The sequence below is a fragment of the Streptomyces sp. NPDC051452 genome, from assembly GCF_044454765.1.
Classification (GTDB): Bacteria; Actinomycetota; Actinomycetes; order Streptomycetales; family Streptomycetaceae; genus Streptomyces.
Genome location: NZ_JBITEB010000004.1, coordinates 131,952 through 149,096, shown reverse-complemented (window position 1 = coordinate 149,096; position 17,145 = coordinate 131,952). Strand labels below are relative to the sequence as shown.

Genomic DNA, 17,145 nt, shown 5'->3' with positions numbered 1-17,145 from the left:
TATACATGGCCTCTGATCCCGGGCGAGGGTGCCCGCGGTGCCGGTGTACAGGGAGGAACCTATGCGGTGGATACACGCCGCCGGTAGGGGCCTTCTCGTTCTCGTTGTGATCATGGCAGGGTACGTCGCTTCCGGTGCCCGCGTCGACGAGGGCGGCGGGGGCGGTCGTGGACCGCTCACCCTGGCCACCGCCGGCGACCTCACCGGCTATCTCGGTCCGCTCCTGAGGGGCTGGAACCGCACCCACCCCGGCGAGCGGGTCACCCTCGTGGAGCTGCCGGACTCCGCCGACGAGACCCATGCGCAGATGGCCACCGACCTGCGCGGCGGCGACCGCGGCCGCTTCGACGTCCTCAACATCGACGTCGACTGGACCTCGGAGTTCGCGGCGGCCGGCTGGATCCGCCCGCTGCCACGCGCCCGCTTCCCGCTGAAGAGCTTCCTGCCGCCGGTGGTGGACACGGCCACCTACGACGGACGCCTGTACGCCGTCCCGTACGTCACCAACGCGGGTCTCCTGCTGTACCGCAAGGACGTCCTCGCGGAGGAGGGCGTCCGCCCGCCGCGCACCTGGGCCGAGCTGGAGCGCGACGCCAAGGTCATCGCGCCGAAGCACGGCCTCGCCGGTTACGCGGGGCAGTTCCTGCCCTACGAGGGCCTGACCGTGAACGCGGCCGAGGCGGTCTACTCGGCGGGCGGCACGATCCTGGGCGCCGACGGCACCCGCGTCACCGTCGACTCGGCCGCCGCCCGCGAGGGCATCGGCTTCCTCGCCCGCGGCATCCGCGAGGGCTGGATACCCAGGCAGGCGCTGACGTACAAGGAGGAGGAGTCCAAACAGGCGTTCCAGGACGGCAAGTTGCTCTTCCTGCGCAACTGGTCCTACGTCTACGCCGTCGCCTCCGCCAGGGGATCCAAGGTCGCCGGGAAGATCGGCGCCGTACCACTGCCGGGGCCCCACGGGCCGGGGACGAGCGTCCTGGGCGGCTCCAACCTCGCGGTCAACGCCCACGCCCGGCACCCCGACTCCGCCGCACGGCTGATCGCCTACCTCACCAGCGCGCCGGTCCAACGGCAGGTGCTCACCCGGGGTTCCCTGCCACCGGTGCGCGCGGCGCTGTACGAGGACCCCGCCCTGGTGCGCCGGTTCCCCTATCTGCCCACCCTGCGCACCGCCGTCCTCACCGCCGCGCCGCGCCCCAAGAGCGCGCACTACGACCAGGTCAGCCTGGCGGTGCAGGCGGTCGTCCAGGACGCCCTCGCCGGGCGCGAGACGCCCGCGGCGGCGGTGCGGCGACTGGCCCGCGAGCTGGCGGCCATCTCCGACCGCTAGTTACATGTTAGGTAACGCGGACATCTCATCTGTCGGTTAGCCGGGTATTAAGTCCGGATTTACCTCCCCAACTGCGCAGTAGCTCTGTTCTTTTCATTGACACCCCTCCGACACGCCTACCTAACATGCATGCATGTTGAGCAAGCACCACTGGTGGCGCGACGCCGTCATCTACCAGGTGTACGTCCGCAGCTTCCTGGACAGCACCGGTGACGGCATCGGCGATCTGGCCGGCGTCCGGGCCGGACTGCCGTATCTGAAGAAGCTCGGTGTCGACGGCATCTGGCTGAGCCCGTTCTACCCCTCGCCGCAGCACGACCACGGTTACGACGTGGCCGACTACCGCGGCGTCGACCCGGTCTTCGGCGACCTCGCCGAGTTCGACCTGCTGATGGCCGCCGCCCACCGGCTCGGCATCAAGGTGCTCCTCGACATCGTCCCCAACCACTGCTCAAGCGAGCACCCGTGGTTCCGCGAGGCACTGCGGGGCGGACCCGGCAGCCCGGCCCGCGCCCGCTTCCACTTCGCCGACGGCCGCGGCCCCGACGGCGCCGAGCCGCCCAACAACTGGCACGCCATGTTCGGTGGCCCCGCCTGGACCCGTGTCACGGAGCCCGACGGCCGCCCGGGCCAGTGGTACCTGCACATGTTCACCCCCGAGCAGCCCGACTGGAACTGGCGCTACCCCGAGATCCCCGCCGAATTCGACCGCGTCCTGCGCTTCTGGCTCGACCGTGGTGTGGACGGCTTCCGCATCGACGTGGCGGCCGGCCTGTACAAGCACCCCGGGCTGCCCGACTCCGACGACCCCGAGGCCGACGCCCGCACCCGCGACTCGGTCAACCCCCTGGCCTGGAACCGGCCCGAGGTGCACACCGTGTGGCGGCAGTGGCGGGCCACCTGCGAGGAGTACACCGCACGGGACGGCCGCGAACGTCTCCTCGTCGGCGAGGTCTCCGTCCCCACCGCCCGCGAACACGCCCTCTACGTCCGCCCCGACGAACTCCACCAGGCCTTCTTCTTCGACCTGCTCGGCGCCCCCTGGGACGCCGAGGCGTTCCGCAAGGTCATCACCGAGGCCATGCAGGACATCGCCGGCACCGGCTCGACCGTCACCTGGGTCCTCAACAACCACGACCAGGTCCGCACCGTCACCCGCTACGGCGAACCCGCCGTCGAGGGTAGCCGCCTCGGCCCCGCCCGGGCCCGCGCCGCCGCGCTGCTGATGCTGGCGCTGCCCGGGGCCGCGTACGTCTACCAGGGCGAGGAACTGGGGCTGCCCGAGGTCGTCGACCTGCCCGACGACGTGCTCACCGACCCGATCTTCCGCCGCACCGGCAGCCGCGCCCGCATACGCGACGGCTGCCGGGTGCCGCTGCCCTGGTCCGGGCAGGCCTCCCCGTTCGGCTTCACCTCCGGCGCCGAGAGTGCCAAACCGTGGCTGCCGCAGCCGGAGTACTTCGCCGAGTACGCCACCGACCGCGCGCTCGCCGACACCCGCTCCTTCTGGCACCTGTACCGCGACGGACTCCAACTGCGCCGCTCCCTGCCCCAGTTGGGGGAGGGCACGCTGCGCTGGCTGGACACCCCGCCGGGCGTCCTCGGCTTCGTCCGCGGCGACGGCCTGGTCTGCGCCGTCAACTTCGGTACGGCCCCCACCCCCGCCCCGGTCTCCGGCACCCCCCTGCTCTCCAGCGGCCCCTGCCCGGCCGGTGTGCTGTCCGGCTCCACGGCTGCCTGGTGGCTCACCGACCTCTGACCCCCGGCAACTCCCACCCTCGACCCACCCTCGAACGCCTCTCGAAAAGGACATCGACGATGATGCGACGACGTAGGAACCTGCTCGCCGGCTGTACCGCGCTCGCGCTGGCCCTCGGCGCCACCGCCTGCGGCGGCACAGCGGTCTCCGCGGGCGGCGGCGACAAGGCCCTCAGCGGCCAGACCGTCACCGTGGCCGGAGTCTGGACCGGCAGTGAACAGAAGAACTTCCAGAAGGTGCTGGACGCGTTCACCGCCAAGACCGGCGCCAAGACACGCTTCCTCTCCACCGGTGACAACGTCTCCACCGTCGTCGGCAGCAAGATCGAGGGCGGCAACGCGCCCGACGTCGTCATGGTCCCGCAGGTCGGCGTGCTCCAGCAGTTCGCGAAAAAGGGCTGGCTGAGGCCGCTGTCCGCCACCGTCGAGAAGTCCGTCGACGCCGGGTACGCGCCCGTCTGGAAGAAGTACGGCAGCGTCGGCAACACCCTCTACGGCCTCTACTTCAAGGCCGCCCACAAGTCCACCGTCTGGTACAGCCCCGACGCACTCGCCCAGGCCGGCGTCAAGCCGCCGAAGACGTACGCCGAGCTGCTGAAGGCCGGGCACACCGTCTCCGACTCCGGTCTCGCCGCCTTCGCGGTGGCCGGCGAGGACGGCTGGACCCTCACCGACTGGTTCGAGAACGTCTACCTCTTCCAGGCCGGCCCCGACAAGTACGACGCCCTCGCCACCCACCGGCTGAAGTGGACCGACCCGAGCGTCGTCAAGGCGCTCACCACGCTCGGCAAGCTGTTCAAGGACAAGCAACTCGTCGCCGGGGGCCGCGACGAGGCCCTGAACACCGACTTCCCCGGCTCGGTGGAGAAGGTCTTCGGTCCCAAGCCCGAGGCCGGCATGGTGTACGAGGGCGACTTCGTCGCCGGGGTCGCCCACGACCAGTACGGCAAGACCATCGGCAAGGACGCCGACTTCTTCCCCTTCCCCGCGGTCGACGGCGGCAGCGCACCGGTCGTCAGCGGCGGCGACGCGGCGGTCGTCCTCAAGGACGGCAAGAACGCCAAGGCCGGCATGAAACTCCTGGAGTACCTGGCCACCCCCGAGGCGGCGGGCGTGTGGGCGAAGGCGGGCGGCTTCCTGTCCCCGAACAAGAAGCTCGACCTCGCCCAGTACGGCGACGACGTCACCCGCGCCACCGCCAAGTCCCTCGTCGGCGCCGGGGACTCGGTCCGCTTCGACATGTCCGACCAGGCACCCGCCGCGTTCGGCGGCACCAAGGGCGCGGGGGAGTGGAAGCTGCTGCAGGACTTCCTGCGCGACCCCTCGGACCCGAAGGGGACCGCGGCCAGGCTCGAAGCCGCGGCGGCCAAGGCCTACCAGGACTGAGCGGCCCCGCCATGACCGTCACCACACTCGTGAAACGGCAGGCGGGCCCCCGGGCCGCCGGCCCGGCGCCCGCGCGCCGCGGCCGGCGGCGCGCCCGGCTCGTCGCGCTGCTCTTCGTCTTCCCGGCGCTGCTCCTGCTCGGCGCCCTCGTCGTCTACCCCGTGCTGTTCTCCGTCGGCCGCAGCTTCTTCGACGCCTCCGGCACCCGGTTCGTCGGCGGCGGCAACTACACCGAGATGTTCCGCGACCCGGCCACCCTGAAGGCCATCCGCAACACCGTCGTCTGGGTCGTCGTGGCCCCCGCCCTGCTCACCGGACTCGGCCTGATCCTCGCCGTGCTCGTGGAGAAGGTGCGCTGGGCCACCGCGTTCAAGCTGCTGCTGTTCCTGCCGATGGCGGTGTCCTTCCTCGCCGCCGGCATCATCTTCCGCCTCGCCTACGACGAGGACCCCGACAAGGGCGTCCTGAACGCGGCCGTCGTCTCCGTGCACGACGCGTTCCAGGGCACGTCGACCTACCCGACGGCCCGCGGACGCCAGGGCTCGCTGCCTCAGGAGCGGGACGGCTCCTACGGCACGACCGCCGCCACCGGCCACACGGTGACGCTTCCGCTGGTCGGCGTCCTGCCCAAGGACCTGCCCGCGGACGCGGCGCCCGCCTATCCGGCGGCCGGCGCCAAGGCCGCCTCCGGTGAACTGCGCGGTGTGGTCTACCTGGACTTCACGCCCGGCGGCGGAGGCCGGCCGGGCAGGGTCGACCGGCGGGAGAGCGGACTGCCGGGGATGCGGGTCCAGGCCGTGCGGGACGGCAAGGCGATCGCGAGCACGACGACCGCCGCCGACGGCTCCTTCCGCTTCCCCGGACTCGACCACGGTTCGTACACGGTGAAGCTGCCCGCCGCCAACTTCGCCGCGCCCTACCAGGGCATCTCCTGGCTCGGCCCGGCCCTCGTCACACCGGCGATCATCGGCGCCTACCTGTGGATCTGGACGGGCTTCGCGATGGTGCTGATCGGCGCGGGTCTCTCCTCGCTTCCCCGGGACGCGCTGGAGGCGGCCCGGATGGACGGCGCGAACGAGTGGCAGATCTTCCGCCGGATCACCGTGCCGTTGCTCGCGCCCGTGCTCACCGTGGTCTTCGTGACCCTGGTGATCAACGTGATGAAGGTCTTCGACCTCGTCTACATCATCGCGCCCGGCCCGGTGCAGGAGGACGCCACCGTCCTCGCGACCCAGATGTGGCTGGTGTCCTTCGGCGGCGGCAACAACCAGGGACTCGGCAGCGCGCTCGGTGTGCTCCTGCTCCTGATGGTGGTGCCCGCGATGGTCTTCAACGTCCGCCGTTTCCGACAGAGTCAGCGATGAGGAGTCACCGATGAGGAGCCAGCGATGAACACGGTCAGGCGGGGGCTGGGCAACGGCCTGGTGCAGGCCTTCCTGGTGGTGGTCGGCCTGGTCTGGCTGACCCCGCTGGCCGGACTGTTCCTGTCCTCCCTGCGCTCGGCGCGGGACACGGCGAAGGGCGGCTGGTGGACGGCGCTGGCCAGCCCCGGGCAGCTCTCCTTCGACAACTACTCGGCGCTGCTGAAGAACGCCGGTATCACCCAGGCCTTCTGGAACACCGTACTGATATCGGTGCCGGCGACCACCCTGGTCGTCGTGATCGCGGCCCTGGCCGGATACGCCTTCGCATGGCTGGACTTCCCGCTGAGGGAACCGCTCTTCCTGCTGGTGGTGGCCCTGTTGGTGGTGCCGGTGCAGATCGGTCTGCTGCCGGTGGCCAAACTCTTCGGACAGCTCGGCCTGTTCGGCACGATCCCCGGGGTCGTCCTCTTCCACGTGGCCTACGGACTGCCGTTCGCGGTGTTCCTGCTGCGCAACTACTTCGCCGAGATGCCGAAGGAGATGCTGGAGGCGGCGCGGATGGACGGGGGCACCGAGTGGCGCATCTTCACACGGCTGGTCCTGCCGGTGGGCCGCCCGGCGATCGCCTCCCTCGCCATCTTCCAGTTCCTGTGGGTCTGGAACGACATGCTGGTCGCCCTGCTCTTCGCGGACAGCTCGTCCCAGCCGCTGACCGTGGAACTCCAGTCGCAGATCCGGCAGTTCGGCAGCAACATCGACGTCCTCGCGCCGGGCGCCTTCCTGTCCCTGATCGTGCCGGTGGTGGTGTTCTTCGCCTTCCAGCGGCACTTCGTACAGGGCGTGATGGCGGGCTCGGTCAAGTGACCGGACCCGCCCGGCCGCCGGTGCGTCAGCCGTGGTACGTGATGTAGCCGTTGCCGTCCCGGTCGTCGCGGGACTTGGTGTAGGCGTGCGTGTCGGCGTGAGCGCCGGACGGCTTGTACAGGTGGATGGTGTCCCCGTCGTTGTTCCAGATGAAGTTGCAGTTCTGGCGGTAGACGACGTTCTTGGCGTCCGAGTCGGTGCCGTGGCCCCCACGCAGCCGGACGTAGTCGCCGGGCTGGAGGTAGTGGTCGGCGGCGAACGTGAACCTGTTGCCGGTGGCGTCCTCGACGACGTAGCCCTTGAGGTTCACCGTCGCGGTGCGCGAGTAGTTCTTGATCGTCAGATACTCGCTCGTGCTGTTGCCCGTACGGCAGCTGTTGGAGTCCCGCCCGGGTGCGTCGTACTGGACGCCCTTGATCTTCAGGGACGACGAGTATTCGGCGGCCTGGGCCGGAGCGGCGACGACGACGGCGAGCGTTCCGGCCGTGACAGCGGTGGCCAGCGCGAAGCGTATGTGCATGAGGTCCCCCCTCGATGGTGCGGATGGAGCGCCAGGAGCTCATCCAAAAGACGTACGGCGCGTGGCCATCTCGTGAGGAAAGCGTGAAGTCCCTGGTGGAAGGGGGATGTTGTGGAGACGGCGGAGGCGGCGGGGAATCATTCCCCGCCGCCTCCGTGCCTCACGGCGAAGCCGGTGGATACAGCGTTCGCGGCAGCTGGGAGGCCGCCGCCGCGTCCAGCAGCCACAGCGTGCGCTGCCGGCCGTACGCGCCCGCCGCCGGGGCCTGGATCTCGCCCGCGCCGGACAGGGCGATGGCCACCGCCTCGGCCTTGTCCTCGCCGGCGGCGAGCAGCCACACCTCACGGGCCGCCCGGATGGCCGGCAGCGTGAGGGAGATGCGGGTGGGCGGCGGCTTGGGAGCGCCGTGCACGCCGACCACCGTCCGCTCGGTCTCCCGCACGGCCGGCAACTCCGGGAAGAGCGAGGCCACATGGGTGTCCGGGCCGACGCCCAGCATCAGGACGTCGAACGTCGGGACCGAGCCGTGGTTCTCCGGGCCGGCCGCCTTCGCCAGCTCCGCCGCGTAGGCCTCCGCAGCCGCCTCGACATCCGTGCCGTACGGGCCGTCGGAGGCGGGCATGGCGTGCACGCGCTCCGGGTCCAGCGGCACGGAGTCCAGCAGCGCCTCACGGGCCTGCGTGACATTGCGCTCGGGATCGCCCTCGGGAAGGTAACGCTCGTCGCCCCACCACAGGTCCAGCCGGGCCCAGTCGATGGCGTCCCGGGCGGGGGCCGCCGCCAGCGCGGCCAGCAGGCCGTTGCCGTTGCGGCCCCCCGTGAGGACCACGGACGCGCTGCCCCGGGAGGCCTGCGCGTCCACGATCTTCGTGATCAGACGGGCCGCCGCGGCCTGCGCCATCAGCTCCTTGTCGCGGTGGACGACCAGCTGGGGTGTGCTCACTTCGCCGCCGCCTTCCTCGCCGGTGCCTTCTTCGCGGTCTTGGCCGCGGCCCTCTTCGCCGGCGCCTTCGCGGCCTCCTCGACCGGTGCCGGCTCGGCGTCCGCCGAGGCCGCGGTGTCCGCCCCGGCCTCGGCCGAGGACTGCTCCGGGACCGTGTTCAGCCGCTCCACGCCGTAGCGCAGCGCCGCCGCGTAGGTGTCGTCCGGGTCGAGCCGGCGCAACTCCTCGGCGATCAGCTCGGCGGTGTCCCGCCGGTTGAGCGCCACCGCGCGGGCCGGCTGGCCCTCGATGGAGAGCGTGGCCAGCGAGCCGTCCCCGCGGTGCAGGGCGATCGGGCCGCAGGTGGTGTCCATCCGGACGGCCGTGAGCCCCGGGCCGGACGACAGCGACCGCTTCACCGGCACGTCCAGCCGGTCCGCGAGCCACATCGCCAGCAGCTCACAGCTCGGGTTGAACTCCTCGCCCTCCACCTCGACGGCCTCGACCTCGCAGGTGACCTGGTCCAGGGCGGCCGCGAGCATCGAGCGCCACGGCGTGATCCGGGTCCAGGACAGGTCGGTGTCGCCGGGCGTGTACGCCTCGGCGCGGGCGGACAGCTCCCGCACCGGCTGCTCGGCGGTGTAGCTGTCGGTGACCCGGCGCTGGGCCAGCGCCCCCAGCGGGTCCTTGGCCGGATCCGTCGGGGCGTTCACCGGCCACCACACGACCACCGGCGCGTCCGGCAGCAGCAGCGGCAGCACGACCGAGTCCGCGTGGTCGACCACCTCGCCGTACAGCCGTAGCACGACCGTCTCGCCGGAGCCCGCGTCCGCGCCCACCCGCACCTCGGCGTCCAGCCGCGAGGAGGTGCGGCCCCGCGGGTTGCGGGAGACCCGCTTGACGACCACCAGCGTGCGTGAGGGGTGCTCGCGCGAGGCGTCGTTGGCGGCCTTCAGCGCGTCGTAGGCGTTCTCCTCGTCGGTGACGATGACGAGGGTCAGCACCATGCCGACGGCGGGGGTGCCGATGGCCCGGCGGCCCTTGACGAGCGCCTTGTTGATGTCCCCGGAGTCGGTGTCGGTCAGGTCGATCTTCATGGGCGGCGCCAGCTCCGTCCGTCTCGTGCGAGCATCTCGTCCGCCTCGGCGGGACCCCAGGTGCCCGACTTGTACTGGGCCGGCCTGCCGTGCTTGTCCCAGTGCTCCTCGATCGGGTCCAGGATCTTCCAGGACAGCTCGACCTCCTCCGTGCGCGGGAAGAGGTTGGCGTCGCCGAGCAGCACGTCCAGGATGAGCCGCTCGTACGCCTCCGGGCTGGACTCCGTGAACGACTCGCCGTAGGCGAAGTCCATGGAAACGTCCCGGATCTCCATCGAGGTGCCCGGCACCTTGGAGCCGAAGCGGACCGTGATGCCCTCGTCCGGCTGGACGCGGATGACGATCGCGTTCTGGCCCAGCTCCTCCGTCGCCGTGTGGTCGAAGGGGGAGTGCGGGGCGCGCTGGAAGACGACCGCGATCTCGGTGACCCGGCGGCCCAGCCGCTTGCCGGTGCGCAGATAGAAGGGGACGCCCGCCCAGCGGCGGTTGTCGATCTCCAGCTTCACCGCGGCATAGGTGTCGGTCTTCGACTTCGGGTCGATGCCCTCTTCCTCCAGGTAGCCGACGACCTTCTGGCCGCCCTGCCAGCCGGCCGCGTACTGGCCGCGCACACTGTGCCGGCCGAGGTCGTCGGGCAGCCGCACCGCGCCGAGCACCTTCTCCTTCTCCGCGGCCAAGGCGTCCGCGGAGAACGAGGCGGGCTCCTCCATGGCGGTGAGGGCCATCAGCTGGAGCAGGTGGTTCTGGATGACGTCACGGGCGGCGCCGATGCCGTCGTAGTAGCCGGCCCGGCCGCCGATGCCGATGTCCTCGGCCATGGTGATCTGCACGTGGTCCACGAAGGACCGATTCCAGATCGGCTCGAACATCGTGTTGGCGAAGCGCAGGGCCAGTATGTTCTGGACGGTCTCCTTGCCGAGGTAGTGGTCGATCCGGAACACCTGCTCCGGCTCGAACACCTCGTGCACGACCTTGTTCAGCTCCTCGGCCGACTTCAGGTCGTGGCCGAACGGCTTCTCGATGACCGCGCGCCGCCAGGAACCGCCCGACTGGTCGGCCAGGCCGTGCTTCTTCAGCTGCTGGATGACCACCGGGAAGGAGCGCGGGGGCACCGACAGGTAGAAGGCGAAGTTGCCGCCCGTGCCCTGGGCCTTGTCCAGCTCCTCGATGGTGGCGCGCAGCCGTTCGAAGGCATCGTCGTCGTCGAAGGTGCCCTGGACGAAGCGCATCCCCTGGATGAGCTGCTGCCAGACCTCCTCGCGGAACGGCGTGCGCGAGTGCTCCTTGACCGCATCGTGCACGACTTCGGCGAAGTCCTCGTGCTCCCAGTCGCGGCGGGCGAAGCCCACCAGGGAGAAGCCCGGCGGCAGCAGACCCCGGTTGGCGAGGTCGTACACCGCGGGCATCAGCTTCTTGCGCGACAAGTCGCCCGTGACGCCGAAGATGACCAGGCCCGACGGCCCCGCGATCCGCGGGAGCCGTCGGTCGGCCGGGTCACGAAGCGGGTTCGCTCCGGAACCGGACAAGTCAGCCCTCCGAGGGGGCAAGGCGCTCGAGCTCCGCCTGGGTCGACTTCAGCAGGTCGTTCCAGGACGCCTCGAACTTCTCGACGCCCTCCTCCTCCAGCACCCGGACCACGTCGTCGTAGGAGATCCCGAGCTTCTCCAGCGCGTCGAGGTCGGCGCGCGCCTGCTCGTAGGTGCCGGCGATCGTGTTGCCGCGGATCTCGCCGTGGTCCTCGGTGGCCTCCAGCGTGGCCTCCGGCATGGTGTTGACCGTGTTCGGCGCGACCAGCTCGGTGACGTACATGGTGTCGGAGTACGCCGGGTCCTTGACGCCGGTCGACGCCCACAGCGGACGCTGCTTGTTGGCGCCCGCCTTCTCCAGCGCGTTCCAGCGGTCGGAGGAGAAGACCTCCTCGTAGGCCTGGTAGGCGAGGCGGGCGTTGGCAATAGCGGCCTTGCCGCGCAGTGCCTTGGCCTCCTCGGTGCCGATCTCGTCCAGGCGCTTGTCGACCTCGGTGTCCACGCGGGACACGAAGAAGGAGGCCACGGAGTGGATCTTCGACAGGTCCAGGCCGCGCTCCTTGGCCTTCTCCAGACCGGAGAGGTAGCCGTCCATGACGGCCCGGTACCGCTCGATGGAGAAGATCAGCGTGACGTTGACGCTGATGCCGAGCCCGATCGTCGAGGAGATCGCCGGCAGACCCGCCATGGTGGCCGGGATCTTGATGAGGGTGTTCGGGCGGTCGACGAGCCAGGCCAGCTGCTTGGCCTCGGCGACGGTCGCCTTCTCGTTGTGCGCGAGCCGCGGGTCGACCTCGATGGAGACCCGGCCGTCCTTGCCGCCGGTGGCGTCGAAGACGGGGCGCAGGATGTCGGCGGCGTCCCGGACGTCCGCCGTGGTGATCATGCGGATGGCCTCTTCGACCGTGACCTTGCGGGCGGCGAGGTCGGAGAGCTGCTGGTCGTAGCCGTCGCCCTGCGAGATCGCCTTCTGGAAGATCGTCGGGTTGGTCGTGACGCCCACGACGTGCTGCTGGTCGATCAGCTCGGCGAGGTTGCCGGACGTGATCCGCTTGCGCGACAGGTCGTCCAGCCAGATCGCGACGCCTTCTTCGGAGAGGCGCTTGAGTGCGTCTGTCATGGAATTACATCTCCTACGTGTCGTATGTGAGCGTCAGCGCTGGGCGGCGGCGAGGGATTCCCGGGCCTTGTCGGCCACGTTCTCGGCGGTGAAGCCGAACTCGCGGAAAAGCACCTTGCCGTCGGCGGAAGCACCGAAGTGCTCCAGGGAAACGATGCGGCCGGCGTCCCCGACGTACTTGTGCCACGTCAACCCGATTCCCGCCTCCACGGCGACACGGGCCTTCAAGGACGGCGGCAGCACGGATTCCCGGTACCCCTGGTCCTGCTGCTCGAACCACTCCACGCACGGCATGGACACGACCCGGGTGGGCACGCCCTCCGCCTGGAGCCGCTCGCGGGCCTCGACGGCCACGTGCACCTCGGAACCGGTGGCGATCAGCACCACCTGGGCGTCGCCGCCCTCGGCCTCGAACAGGACGTAGCCGCCGCGGGCGGCGTCCTCGTTCGGCTCGTAGGCCGGCACACCCTGGCGGGTGAGGGCGAAGCCGTGCGGCTGGCCCTTGCCGAACTCCTTGGTGTACCGCTTGAGGATCTCGCGCCAGGCGATCGCGGTCTCGTTGGCGTCCGCCGGGCGGACGACGTTGAGGCCGGGGATGGCGCGCAGCGAGGCGAGGTGCTCGACCGGCTGGTGGGTGGGGCCGTCCTCGCCGAGACCGATGGAGTCGTGCGTCCACACGAACGTCACCGGCAGGTGCATCAGGGCCGACAGGCGCACCGCGTTGCGCATGTAGTCGGAGAAGACGAGGAACGTGCCGCCGTAGACGCGGGTGTTGCCGTGCAGCGTGATGCCGTTCAGCTCCGCGCCCATGGAGTGCTCGCGGATACCGAAGTGGATCGTGCGGCCGTAGGGGTCCGCCTCGGGCAGCGGGTTGCCCTCGGGCAGGAACGAGCTGTCCTTGTCGATCGTGGTGTTGTTCGACCCCGCGAGGTCGGCGGAGCCGCCCCACAGCTCGGGGATGACCGCGCCGAGGGCCTGCAGCACCTTGCCGGAGGCGGCGCGCGTGGCGACGGCCTTGCCCGGCTCGAAGACCGGGATCTTCTGCTCCCAGCCGGTGGGCAGCTCGCCCTTGCTGATCCGGTCGTACTCGGCGGCGCGCTCGGGGTTGGCCTCACGCCACTCCCGGAACGGCTTCTCCCACTCGGCCTTGGCCCGGCTGCCCCGGTCGAGGGCCTGGCGGGTGTGGGCGAGCACCTCGTCGTCGACCTGGAAGGACCGCTCGGGGTCGAAGCCGAGGACGCGCTTGGTGGCCGCGACCTCCTCCTCGCCCAGCGCCGAGCCGTGCGCGGCCTCGGTGTTCTGGGCGTTCGGGGCAGGCCAGGCGATGATCGAGCGCATCGCGATGAAGGACGGCCGGTCGGTGACCCGCTTGGCCTCCTGGATCGCGGCGAAGATCGCCTCCGGGTCCAGGTCGCCGTCCGGCCTGGGCGCCACGCGCTGGACGTGCCAGCCGTAGGCCTCGTACCGCTTGACGGTGTCCTCGGAGACGGCCGTCTCGGTGTCGCCCTCGATCGAGATGTGGTTGTCGTCCCACAGCAGGACCAGGTTGCCGAGCTTCTGGTGGCCGGCCAGCGACGACGCCTCGGCGGAGATGCCCTCCTGCAGGCAGCCGTCACCGGCGATGCAGTAGATGAAGTGGTCGAAGGGCGACTCGCCCTGCGGGGCCTCCGGGTCGAACAGACCGCGCTCATAGCGGGCGGCCATCGCCATGCCCACCGCGTTGGCCACACCCTGGCCGAGCGGGCCGGTGGTGGTCTCGACGCCCTTGGTGTGTCCGTACTCCGGGTGCCCGGGGGTCTTCGAGCCCCAGGTGCGGAAGGACTCGAGGTCCTCCAGCTCCAGACCGAACCCGGCCAGGTAGAGCTGCGTGTAGAGAGTCAGGGACGAATGGCCGGCGGACAGCACGAAGCGGTCGCGTCCCACCCACTCGGGGTCGGCCGGGTCGTGCCTCATCACCTTCTGGAAGAGGGTGTAGGCGGCCGGGGCCAGGCTCATCGCCGTACCGGGATGGCCGTTGCCGACCTTCTGTACGGCGTCGGCGGCCAGGACGCGGGCGGTGTCCACGGCCCGCTGGTCCAGGTCGGTCCACTCAAGGTCTGTGGTGGTCGGCTTGGTGCTCACCCTGGGTCAGGGCTCCTCTCCACATGTCGGTCGCCGGTCTCAGGGGCATGCCCCCACCCGGCCGCCGGCGTGCTTCTGCCCGCCGGCCGCTGTCGAGCCTACCCCCGTGAAGACGTGCGTTTTTTCGAGTGTTTCCAGACTGCCGGGACTCTGTGCGATCCGCCTCCCGACTGGCCGTCAACGCATGTGGCACTTGAATACGGAGGCGCTCATCTGTCCGCTCAATCGAGTGGTGGGGCACCTCGAATGGAGCGTGCGCCAACACGACCCCACCCCCGCGAAGGCCGGGGTATGGGCAACGTCTAAAGTGGCGTGGTACGCGCGAGCCTTTACCGCGACTTCACACGCGGAGGGCTTGCTGGGATGTCTCTGTCAGGGGTGTGCGTGACGGCCGTCGAATCCCGTCCTGGGGGCACCTCCCAGGCCGTTAAGGCCCTGGGGGAGGGTGCGCGCGGTGAGAGCCGGGGCCCGGCTCAGCGGCCGTTCGGAGCCCGCGTCAAGGCGTTCGTGGCGCTGACCAAGCCGCGGATCATCGAGCTGCTGCTCATCACCACGGTTCCGGTGATGTTCCTGGCGCAGCAGGGTGTGCCCGACCTGAAGCTGGTCCTGCTCACCTGCCTCGGCGGTTATCTCTCCGCGGGCGGCGCCAACGCGCTGAACATGTACATCGACCGCGACATCGACGCCCTCATGGACCGCACCTCGCAGCGGCCCCTGGTGACCGGCATGGTCAGCCCGCGCGAGTGTCTGGCCTTCGGTATCACCCTCGCGGTCGTCTCGACGCTGCTGTTCGGGTTCACCGTCAACTGGCTGAGCGCCTGGTTGTCACTCGGAGCGCTGCTCTTCTACGTCGTCGTCTACACCATGCTGCTCAAGCGGCGTACCTCCCAGAACATCGTGTGGGGCGGTATCGCGGGCTGTCTGCCGGTGCTGATCGGCTGGTCCTCCGTCACGAACTCGATGTCGTGGGCGCCGATCGTCCTCTTCCTCGTCATGTTCTTCTGGACGCCGCCGCATTACTGGCCGCTGTCCATGAAGGTGCGGGAGGACTACGCGCGCGTGGGGGTGCCGATGCTTCCGGTCATCGCCTCCAACAAGGTGGTCGCCCGGCAGATCGTCATCTACAGCTGGGTGATGGTGGCCGTCTCGCTGCTGCTGACCCCGCTCGGTTACACCGGCTGGTTCTACACGGTGGTCGCCCTCGCGGCCGGCGGCTTCTGGCTGTGGGAGGCGCACGGGCTGCAGAACCGGGCGAAGGCCGAGGTGAGCGGGGCCAAGCTGAAGGAGATGCGTCTCTTCCACTGGTCGATCACCTATGTGTCGATCCTGTTCGTCGCCGTCGCGGTGGACCCCTTCCTGCGCTGACGAGCGGCGCCCACGCCGACGTACGTCACAGGGGCCTGCCCTCGCCAGTCGATCTACCGGTGAGTAGCATCCTGGTCATGGCAGACACGCAGCAGGTTGACCCGAAGGCCGACGCCAAGGCCGAGCGCACGGCCGCGAAGCTGGCCCGGCAGATCAGCGCCTTCGCCAAGGCCCACGGCGGTGCCGAGGGCCACGTGGCCTACATCGGCGAACGCGGCGCCCGCATCGTGCTCGTCGGCGAGGACGGCGGCTGGGGCGATCTCGTGGCGCCCAGCACGCCGATCGCCGAGCGGGCGGTGCGCGAGGCCGGCATCACCGTGCACGAGTCCTTCGACGGCCCGTTCGCGGCGAAGGTCCGCACGGGCCCGTACGAGTGGAAGCGGATGGCCGGCATCCAGCTCGGCGGCTGAACCACCCCGGCCCGTCCGCCCGGCGGCCGCTCCACCCGCACCCGCCGCCGTACGGCCGGTCCACCCGCACCCGCCGCCGTACGGCCGGTCCACCCGCCCCACCCGGACATGCGTCCGTCGTGAGGTCGTCCGCGACCTCGCACCCCCTGCACCCGTTAAGCCGTGTGAGCCAGCGCAGCGACCACGCGTCCCACGGGGAGCCGGGAATGATCGAAACGCCGTCCCTCGTGGACCAGTACTGCCACGGGGTGCTGCGCACCGAGCTGGGCCTTGGCACCTTCGAGGCCCAGCTGGCCCGCACCGAGGGGCCACCGGCCCCGGGCACCACCCTGTTCGACACCCAGACCGGCTTCGCCGTGCGGCGCTGGTGCCCGCCGCTGCTCGGCCTGGAACCGCACTGCCCGCCCGCCCGCTATCTGGCCCGGCGCCGGGAGCTGGGCGTCCTGGAAGCGGCCCGCAGGCTGCTGCGGGGCAGCGGGATCACCACCTATCTCGTCGACACGAGCCTGCCCGGCGACCTCACCGGCCCCGCCGAGATGGCGAGTGACGGCGGCGCCGACGCGCGCGAGATCGTCCGGCTGGAGCTGCTGGCCGAACAGGTCGCCGACACCTCGGGGACCGTCGAGGCCTTCCTCGCCAACCTCGCCGAGTCGGTGCACGGCGCCGCCGCGAACGCCGTCGCCTTCACCTCCGTCGCGGGCCTCAGGCACGGTCTGGCGCTCGCGCCGGAGCCGCCGGGGCCGGGCGAGGTGCGGGGCGCTGCGGGCCGCTGGCTGGCCGGGCGCCGGGTCGGCGGGCCGCTGTGCGATCCGGTCCTGCTCGGACATCTGCTGTGGATCGCGGTCGCCTCCGGGCTGCCGCTGCAACTGCACGCGGGACTGGGCGAGGTCGGCTCCCGCACCGACCGCGCCGACCCGGTGCTGCTGACCGACTTCGCGCGGGCCACGGCGGGTCTCGGCACCGACCTGGTGCTGCTGCACGGCTACCCGTACCACCGGCACGCCGCCCACCTGGCCGGTGTCTTCCCCCACGTCTACGCCGACTCGGGCGCCGCGCTCGTGCGCACCGGGGCCCGCGCGGCCACGGTCCTCGCCGAGATCCTGGAGCTCGCCCCGTTCGGCAAGATCCTCTTCTCCACCGGCGCCCACGGCCTGCCCGAGCTGCACGTCGTCGGCGCCCGCCTGTTCCGCGAGGCCCTGGGCCGGGTCCTGGGCACCTGGGTGGCGGAGGGCGCGTGGTCGCTGGAGGACGCCCAGCGGGTCGCCCGGATGCTCGCGGCGGGCAACGCGCGCCGGGTGTACGGGCTGGAATGACCCGGATCGCCCTGCGTGCGCCGGGGCGACCCGAAGTTCACTCGTT

At 70.8% G+C, this 17,145-nt stretch carries 14 protein-coding genes; 8 read left to right on the top strand and 6 right to left on the bottom strand.

The window, feature by feature from the left end:
- Positions 1-61 precede the first annotated feature (61 nt).
- The 5 genes from ACIBA9_RS12930 (at position 62) to ACIBA9_RS12910 (ending at position 6,705) form a co-directional block, all read left to right on the top strand.
- Positions 62-1,333: an ABC transporter substrate-binding protein gene (locus ACIBA9_RS12930; protein WP_399362363.1), complete on the top strand. Its 1,272-nt coding sequence runs from the start codon at positions 62-64 to the stop codon at positions 1,331-1,333.
- A gap of 133 nt (positions 1,334-1,466) precedes the next feature.
- Positions 1,467-3,092 carry a glycoside hydrolase family 13 protein gene (locus tag ACIBA9_RS12925; RefSeq protein ID WP_399362361.1) on the top strand — a complete coding sequence of 542 codons (1,626 nt, stop codon included), beginning with the start codon at positions 1,467-1,469 and terminating at the stop codon, positions 3,090-3,092.
- Positions 3,093-3,151: 59 nt separating this feature from the next.
- Positions 3,152-4,477 carry an ABC transporter substrate-binding protein gene (locus tag ACIBA9_RS12920; protein ID WP_399362359.1) on the top strand — a complete coding sequence of 442 codons (1,326 nt, stop codon included), beginning with the start codon at positions 3,152-3,154 and terminating at the stop codon, positions 4,475-4,477.
- Positions 4,478-4,488: 11 nt separating this feature from the next.
- On the top strand, positions 4,489-5,841 hold the full coding sequence (locus ACIBA9_RS12915) for an ABC transporter permease subunit (RefSeq protein WP_399362357.1): 1,353 nt from the start codon (positions 4,489-4,491) through the stop codon (positions 5,839-5,841).
- A 24-nt stretch (positions 5,842-5,865) separates the two neighbouring features.
- Positions 5,866-6,705, top strand: a complete 840-nt coding sequence (locus ACIBA9_RS12910) for a carbohydrate ABC transporter permease (RefSeq protein ID WP_362162201.1) — start codon at positions 5,866-5,868, stop codon at positions 6,703-6,705.
- 25 nt (positions 6,706-6,730) lie between these two features.
- Here the strand turns inward: ACIBA9_RS12910 and ACIBA9_RS12905 are convergent, their stop codons facing one another.
- From ACIBA9_RS12905 to tkt, 6 genes are all read right to left on the bottom strand, one after another.
- Positions 6,731-7,225: a lamin tail domain-containing protein gene (locus ACIBA9_RS12905; protein ID WP_399362355.1), complete on the bottom strand. Its 495-nt coding sequence runs from the start codon at positions 7,223-7,225 to the stop codon at positions 6,731-6,733.
- Between the two features lie 160 nt (positions 7,226-7,385).
- Positions 7,386-8,168 carry a 6-phosphogluconolactonase gene (pgl, locus tag ACIBA9_RS12900; RefSeq protein WP_362162195.1) on the bottom strand — a complete coding sequence of 261 codons (783 nt, stop codon included), beginning with the start codon at positions 8,166-8,168 and terminating at the stop codon, positions 7,386-7,388.
- Positions 8,165-9,244 (bottom strand): glucose-6-phosphate dehydrogenase assembly protein OpcA, encoded by a 1,080-nt coding sequence (gene opcA / locus ACIBA9_RS12895; RefSeq protein WP_399362353.1) that lies wholly within the window; start codon positions 9,242-9,244, stop codon positions 8,165-8,167. The genes pgl and opcA overlap by 4 nt, the downstream gene beginning before the upstream one ends.
- A complete protein-coding gene (gene zwf / locus ACIBA9_RS12890) occupies positions 9,241-10,770 on the bottom strand; it encodes a glucose-6-phosphate dehydrogenase (protein ID WP_362162191.1) in 1,530 nt (509 codons plus the stop codon). Before zwf ends, opcA begins: the two co-directional genes overlap by 4 nt.
- A gap of 1 nt (position 10,771) precedes the next feature.
- Entirely contained in the window at positions 10,772-11,890 is a 1,119-nt protein-coding gene (gene tal / locus ACIBA9_RS12885; RefSeq protein ID WP_399362351.1) for a transaldolase, read from the bottom strand.
- Between the two features lie 33 nt (positions 11,891-11,923).
- Entirely contained in the window at positions 11,924-14,011 is a 2,088-nt protein-coding gene (gene tkt / locus ACIBA9_RS12880; RefSeq protein ID WP_399362349.1) for a transketolase, read from the bottom strand.
- Between the two features lie 378 nt (positions 14,012-14,389).
- Here tkt and ACIBA9_RS12875 point away from each other — a divergent pair, with 378 nt between their 5' ends.
- The 3 genes from ACIBA9_RS12875 to ACIBA9_RS12865 all read left to right on the top strand — a co-directional run bounded on the left by ACIBA9_RS12875 (position 14,390) and on the right by ACIBA9_RS12865 (position 17,099).
- A complete protein-coding gene (locus ACIBA9_RS12875) occupies positions 14,390-15,376 on the top strand; it encodes a heme o synthase (RefSeq protein WP_399362965.1) in 987 nt (328 codons plus the stop codon).
- 77 nt (positions 15,377-15,453) lie between these two features.
- On the top strand, positions 15,454-15,786 hold the full coding sequence (locus ACIBA9_RS12870; protein ID WP_399362347.1) for a hypothetical protein: 333 nt from the start codon (positions 15,454-15,456) through the stop codon (positions 15,784-15,786).
- A gap of 206 nt (positions 15,787-15,992) precedes the next feature.
- Positions 15,993-17,099 carry an amidohydrolase family protein gene (locus ACIBA9_RS12865; RefSeq protein ID WP_362162176.1) on the top strand — a complete coding sequence of 369 codons (1,107 nt, stop codon included), beginning with the start codon at positions 15,993-15,995 and terminating at the stop codon, positions 17,097-17,099.
- Positions 17,100-17,145: the final 46 nt, after the last annotated feature.